We start from the raw sequence: 6,685 nt of genomic DNA, 5'->3' as shown, positions 1-6,685 counted from the left end.
AAGCCAGCAAGCTCGGGGATACTCTGACTGTTAAAATAAATCATCTACTACCGCCCTCAATACCAAAACTAAGCATAAAGATTTTATCAGTTGTGCTATACGACAAAAAGCACAAGCAAGACCACTAACACCAAGAACAAAACTACTCTGACCACACTCCGGTACTGGTACGACCTTACTCAGAGACAGATCAGACCACACTCAGAGACAGGTAGGATATGACTTTGAATGTGGTCAGAGTTATTAGTCGAAAAAGGATGAACGTATTTCAGTCACATCAATTAACTTCACAGGTCTGTTTAACGGTTGACCACCATCACGACCAATAGGGATCCACGGAATTCGGCCACGGCCTTTTGATGGTCGAATAGAAAACAAATCAAATGGGATAGATAGATAAAAACCTTTAGTAAAGCTGCCCTCACCATACTCTTCAGAAGATGCATCTGTAATAGCCGCATAGGCACCGATGATCATGCCACTGTCAAAGCGTTTAGCAAAGTCAACATTCACCCCTTTATCTTTGGCTAAGAACTGGCCTATATTAAACGTCAAACGCGTATCATCTAAAAAGCTGGGTTGCCAATATATATTGAAATGCCCTGTCAGAACGTTGTAATCAAAGAAACCAAAGTCATTTTCATACGAACGTTGTTTAACATAGTTTAAATCAATACCAAAAGCTAAAGTGCTATCAACCGGTCGATACAGTAACTCAGTTCCTACACCACCAAACATCGTTTCTAAATAACCCGCATAAGCTTGAGCAAACAAAGATGGTGCAATTTCTTTTTTCCAATGTCCATAGACATTATCAATTGAAAATTTACTTCGTGTAACGTATTCACGAACATAGGTTCGCACTCGCGGTAAGGTTGAATCTATGGCATCAACTTTGAAGTTAAACTCATCAAAGTTTTCTAACAAGGTTAATTTTGCTGTAGCGTTGATACTGAATTGATTATTAAATAAATAACCCCCGCCTAAAAACAAGCCGCCTTGATACATAAAAAAGCGCTCAGGATTACCAAACGACTGTACCCAAAAAGTTTCTATACCATTGTAAAACCCTTTGGTGTCATTTGCAGGTACATCTTTTAACGCTGCACGATCAGGAGCTTGTCTTACATAGCTTGAACGAATATCGGGTTGTAAAACATTAAAATCCGCAGCTGTAATAAAGGCATCGACATCAATCAGTTTTTCTAATTGCGGGATATTTTTATCATATTCTACCAGTCGAATTCTTCTAATATGAGCAGGCAGTTGCGCAACAACGACACGAGCAACACGCTCCGTTGCTTCTAAATCATCTCGATAAGCAAATGATTGGCCATGAATAATAATTTCTTCATCTTTTAACGAGATATTACGCGGTAAAAAACCGGCATTGTAATAAAGGTTGTAAGTTAAAGTATTAAAGTTAATGTTATTAGGAACATCAGCACGATTCTCTGGTAAGGGCAGTTTCGCAGGTTTAATCTTAATTTGTTCAGCAGAATTCATATTAAGAGCGTAGTGCACCCCAAAACCAAAGGTATTACCACGCTGATAGTTTAAATCCAAAGTAAAATCATTTATCTGATAGGTAGCACCAAAATTCCAACGGCTGTCTTGCGGCAAATCACCTGCACGATCGGTTGAATAATTGTTACCTTCATATTCCAGTTTCAAGCTCAATGGTTGCCAAGGTGTTTGATATACGACACCACCAAATAAAGAGGCAGGGCCTTTATAAAAGCGGTTGTAATCAATTTTTCCACCTTGCCCACTAAAACCGCGTGGTCGTTTGCAAAAACTATCTCGTAATTCACAAAATGGATTGCTGATATTGCCACCAGTGCCGAGATATCCCCAGCCCATTCCTAAATGAAAATCAAAATCGCCGGCTTTTTTACTTAAAGCCACAAACTCACTTTCAAAGAAACCGGTGCCACCGAAATCATTGAAGCCTATTGCGACTTCAGGCAAGTAGGTACTTTCTTGCAACAAACGAAACTTTACATCTAAACCTTTATCTTTAAGTGTTTGATCGCCACTAAATGAAGCAAAGTCACTGTACAAACGAGTACGCACATCAGTGTAACGAGCAGTTGCTTCCATCCAAGGAAACAACTGAATACTAACCGACCAAAAACGATATTCATCGTTATCGGTATAGTTAAGAGAGACATTACCATCAGCTGCCATTCGAGCCGTAGGTGTTTGCCATAAACCAACGCCACCACGCACAGATTGTGTTAACGCTGAAGGGCTTTGCTGCCAACTATCATTGGAATCGTCTGCCACAACAACGGCTGGAAAACACAATAACGCTAACGCTGACAGCTTAAAAACCGGAATATTTCCTTGCATTAGTAAATCCTATGAACAGCTAACGCTAATAATTGTCGATTTAATTCAGTCAACTCAGAAGTAAACCAATGAGTTGCAAATGGAATAAACACCATAGAACCTGGCATAATCTCGATATGCTGTTTATTCCAAAGTTGGACGCCAACCTCAATCACTTCACCATCAGGCTGCATGATAAATACACGATCAGTATCTTTAAATTGGTTTTGTTGCAGCTCAGTGATATAGGAACTTGCTGGCGCAGCAGAACGATGAGGAAGACTCACCGTAATGGGTATTGCTCCCCAAAAATGAACATCTGTTGGTCGTTTAGCTATGAAAAGCTGATAACTGCCTTTTTCAAAACGGGGATTAAAAGCCGGAACGGTTCTCGCTAAATCATAATCAATGGTTAATGGAACCCGTTCAGCTAAATTCCAGCTTTTTATATCAACATGTAATTGTGCTAGTAATGCTTTTAAAGGCATATCCGTTGTATTAATTAACTGAGCAATAAAATCCAATGTTTGCTGACGTTGCTGTTCAATAAAAGGGCTATTAGCACGATATAATCGTGTGGCTGGCCAATACCAATCATCTTGCTCAGCAAGGGGTTTTAACACTTCTGCTAAGCGTGGCGCTGTTTCAAAAGAATAAGCTTGATGATTGATAGTTACATCAACTAAGGGTGTATTTGCACTAACTGCACCACTGGAAACCCACAATATTGATAACAAAAAAAACTGACGCATACTCATATCGCATCCTTAGCAACAACAACGCCATTTTGTTTTAAGCGTCTTACAATTTCGCTAATATAAACTGATTCTAACGGTTCCATTCCCGGCCCAAGCTGCTGTTGGCTTTTTAAAACCCGTCCTGTTAAAGCATCTATCCAGAACACATTTTGCCAAGTACTGTCAAATCTCAAGTAATTGGACTTCTGCTCATAGGTTACCGTTTCAATAACTTTAGTTACCGATAAACTCGTAGAAAAAATGTTGATGGTGTCTTCAAGGTACACGTCAAAACTTGAGCGCATCAAATAACCATATTCCCCCACTGACCAATCAGCCTGCCTCACCCAAGTAGAGTTAGTATTTAATTGTTGTTTCAGAGGGTCCGCATCGCGGTTCGTTAGGTAAAGTAAATCATTGGCTAAGCCAAGAGTTTTTACTATGCGCCCATTTTCAGTAATCAGTAACGACTGGTCTGCCGATACCCACTTGTATTGATTTTTCTCGGCAAGCATTAAAGCCATAGCTATGCGTGGTTTCTCGCCATAACGCACGTAAACATAATCAAATTCTGCTTGTTCAACATCACTAAACGTTAAAGTAACATCTTCTATAGGCGTTAGGGCAACCTTGAACATATCAACATAAGAATTATAAGTGCCGGCACAAGAAGACATTAAAAAGGTAGCAAAAAATGCAAGACACAACTTTGGCAAAGCCATATCAACAAAATCCTTGATTAATACAAAAAAAAAGCCGCCTATTGGCGGCTTCCTGTCAAGCTAGGCTTATAGAATTGTAGCAATAGCTGGGTAAGTCACAACTACTGGCACTGTTACAGTGCTTGTTGCTGTACCAGTACCTGTTACGGTAACAGTAGTAGAGTTGTTAGTACAAACACCATTTACTGGAACACCGTCACCACTGTTACACACTAAAGTAAATACTGGGCCTGGAGTAGTAGTAGTGCCTGGTGGCGTCACTACTGGCGTCTCAGGTAAAACACCACTTTGTTGTGCATTTGAAACGATTGCAGCAGCAACAGCAGCGGTAACACCAATTGCTGTTAATGATGCAACAGTTAAACTACCTAAAGCAGTAACACTTGAACCACCTGCAGCTGCAGTTGATGAAGATTCAGTGCTTTGTGCAACAACACTTGTACTAAAAATAACGGCAGCAGCCATTGCAACTAAAGATTTTTTCATTACATATCCCTCAAGATTAAAAGTATTCCCAATTACCTAATAGCATAAACGAACTCGCTGCATACCACAATCAGAAAATACGCCTGTTAAGCAATCTGTTGATTGCTACCAACGCCTTTAGCCACCACAGATAAATGTCTAGGATTATCTATGTTAGCTAAAACAACCAATTGAGATTTAGTCTCAATTGAACATGCTGCATTTACCACCAAATCACTGGTCGCACAGCTGTAGTTAAATTGTGTAGGGGCTGAACGTATCAGCTCGATAATTTCTTCAACAGCAAAACGCTCACAACAATCATCTAACCGATTTAAAAGATGTTGCATTTGTGGCCAAGGAAGGTAAACCTCTTTCGCTGCCATAATCCTGGAGTGTTCAGTAACATGCACGTCATTACCAACCAGGAGCTCCTCGAACAATTTCTCGCCGGGTCTTAACCCTGTAAATAAAATTTCAATATCACCATTAGGGTGCTGTTCGTCTTTAATACTTAACCCCATTAAATGCAGCATACGTTTGGCTAATTCGGCAATTTTTACTGGTTCACCCATATCCAGCACAAATACATCACCACCCTTTCCCATGGCGCCGGCTTGGATAACCAATTGAGCAGCTTCAGGTATAGTCATAAAATACCGAATAATATCTTTATGCGTAACCGTTATCGGCCCACCTCTACGAATTTGCTCTCGAAATAAAGGCACAACAGACCCAGAGGAACCCAATACATTACCAAAACGCACCATACAAAATCGGGTTGTAGCCTGTTTATCTGCCAATGATTGTAAAACCAACTCAGCTAGCCGTTTAGATGCCCCCATAACATTGGTTGGACGCACAGCTTTATCTGTTGAAATTAAGACAAAAGTTTCAACGCCTGCTTTAATTGCCGCTTCAGCAGTGTACCAGGTGCCAAAGACATTATTTCTAACACCTTCGGCAACGTTATATTCAACTAAAGGTACGTGCTTGTAAGCTGCAGCATGATAAACCGTGTTAATTGAGAAAGAACGCATCACCGATTCAAGGCGGCTGGCCTTTTGCACAGAGCCCATGACAGGGACAATTTGTATGTCCAGTTCGTTATTACGGACAAAAGCAGTTAACTCTTGCTCAATGGCATAAAGAGCAAATTCACTTAACTCAAAGAGCACTAATACTTTAGGTTGACACTTTATAATTTGTCGGCAAAGCTCTGAGCCAATTGAACCGCCTGCTCCAGTCACCATTACCGATTTGCCGGCAATATTAGCATTCATTAATTCTGGACGAGGTGAAACAGGATCACGACCTAATAAATCTTCAATCTTCACATCTTGCAGTTCATCAATACGCATACTGCCGTTAACTAAATCGCTCATGCCAGGAATAGACAAGACCGGAATAGGTAACTCTTCGAGAAGATCGAGCACCTCTCTGCGTCTAGTTCTGCTAGCAGAAGGCATAGCCAAAAGAACCCGACTAATAGACTTGTTTTTTATTATGGAGGTGATTTGCTCAGGGCTGCCAACTGGAATGCCTAATATTGTAGAGCGCTGTAAAGTAGCATCATCATCAACAAACATTACAGGGTTATATTGATCGCCATTTAGCAAAGCTTGAGCGAGTTGTCGGCCTGATGAGCCTGCACCGTAAATTAATACTGACACTTTATGCTCATTATTGCCCTGCGTTAATAACATTCGTGCCAATAACCGCATACCGCCAGTGGTTAACAACGCCACTAGTGCATAAACAACGATCATACTGCTTTTGTCATGCACATTTAATATGGCAAATAAACCCGCAAGGATCGCTGCACTAGAACAAACACCAATTAAAACTGCCCCTAAGGCATGCTGACCAATATAGCGGATTACCGCACGATAAAGTCCTAGCTTTACGAAAATCAGTAATGTTAAAGGAAGAGTGATAAGAAAAGCGAAAACCATACTAAATATAGGGCTTTCGACACCATTAAGTGTCAAAAAATATGCAACAAAGACAGAAATCACCAGAAATAAAGAGTCTAGCGTCAATGAAATTAACCGCTTAAAAGTTCTGGGTAATTCAAGCAACCATGCTAGCATTTTATACTCCATATATCGGCATTTTACGCCGAATCAATCAAAATCGCGTGCAATTATAGCATTAAAAAAAGGAAGGTGGATGAGTAACACCTTTTTAAGGTATCAAAAAGTTTATAATAAGTAACTTAAGGTTAATGCAACCTTAACGGTAATAAGCCTTGAACCAATCAACAAAAGATTGCATACCGTCAATAATTGAAGTTTCTGGCTTAAATGCTACTGCATCTTGTAAATCATCGATATCTGCATAAGTCGCTGGCACATCTCCATCCTGCATTGGCAGGAACTCTTTTAAAGCTATTTTTCCCGTTGCTTGCTCAATTGCCTCGATAAA

At 40.2% G+C, this 6,685-nt stretch carries 5 protein-coding genes and 1 pseudogene; all 6 read right to left on the bottom strand.

Translation table 11 applies throughout. The features are described from left to right. Positions 1 to 243 precede the first annotated feature (243 nt). Complete coding sequence (locus tag NWQ57_RS22390) at positions 244 to 2,355, bottom strand: YjbH domain-containing protein (protein WP_306024414.1); 2,112 nt, start codon at positions 2,353 to 2,355, stop codon at positions 244 to 246. Next, complete coding sequence (locus NWQ57_RS22385; RefSeq protein ID WP_306024413.1) at positions 2,355 to 3,092, bottom strand: capsule biosynthesis GfcC family protein; 738 nt, start codon at positions 3,090 to 3,092, stop codon at positions 2,355 to 2,357. The genes NWQ57_RS22390 and NWQ57_RS22385 overlap by 1 nt, the downstream gene beginning before the upstream one ends. Then, on the bottom strand, positions 3,089 to 3,793 hold the full coding sequence (locus NWQ57_RS22380; RefSeq protein ID WP_306024412.1) for a YjbF family lipoprotein: 705 nt from the start codon (positions 3,791 to 3,793) through the stop codon (positions 3,089 to 3,091). Before NWQ57_RS22380 ends, NWQ57_RS22385 begins: the two co-directional genes overlap by 4 nt. 66 nt (positions 3,794 to 3,859) lie before the next feature. Next, positions 3,860 to 4,279 (bottom strand): hypothetical protein, encoded by a 420-nt coding sequence (locus NWQ57_RS22375; RefSeq protein WP_229584322.1) that lies wholly within the window; start codon positions 4,277 to 4,279, stop codon positions 3,860 to 3,862. 86 nt (positions 4,280 to 4,365) lie between these two features. Then, entirely contained in the window at positions 4,366 to 6,351 is a 1,986-nt protein-coding gene (locus tag NWQ57_RS22370; RefSeq protein ID WP_306024411.1) for a nucleoside-diphosphate sugar epimerase/dehydratase, read from the bottom strand. 142 nt (positions 6,352 to 6,493) lie between these two features. Next, positions 6,494 to 6,685: pseudogene (locus NWQ57_RS22365) on the bottom strand (protein CapI); the annotation flags it as partial.

It is taken from the genome of Paraglaciecola sp., from assembly GCF_030730205.1.
Taxonomy (GTDB): domain Bacteria; phylum Pseudomonadota; class Gammaproteobacteria; order Enterobacterales; family Alteromonadaceae; genus Paraglaciecola.
This window is presented reverse-complemented; position numbering and strand designations above follow the sequence as displayed.

Bases quoted from the DNA above. Each gene is read 5' to 3' on its own strand.
- NWQ57_RS22390 (WP_306024414.1), bottom strand. From the start codon at position 2,355: ATGCAAGGAAATATTCCGGTTTTTAAGCTGTCAGCGTTAGCGTTATTG.
- NWQ57_RS22385 (WP_306024413.1), bottom strand. From the start codon at position 3,092: ATGAGTATGCGTCAGTTTTTTTTGTTATCAATATTGTGGGTTTCCAGT.
- NWQ57_RS22380 (WP_306024412.1), bottom strand. From the start codon at position 3,793: ATGGCTTTGCCAAAGTTGTGTCTTGCATTTTTTGCTACCTTTTTAATG.
- NWQ57_RS22375 (WP_229584322.1), bottom strand. From the start codon at position 4,279: ATGAAAAAATCTTTAGTTGCAATGGCTGCTGCCGTTATTTTTAGTACA.
- NWQ57_RS22370 (WP_306024411.1), bottom strand. From the start codon at position 6,351: ATGCTAGCATGGTTGCTTGAATTACCCAGAACTTTTAAGCGGTTAATT.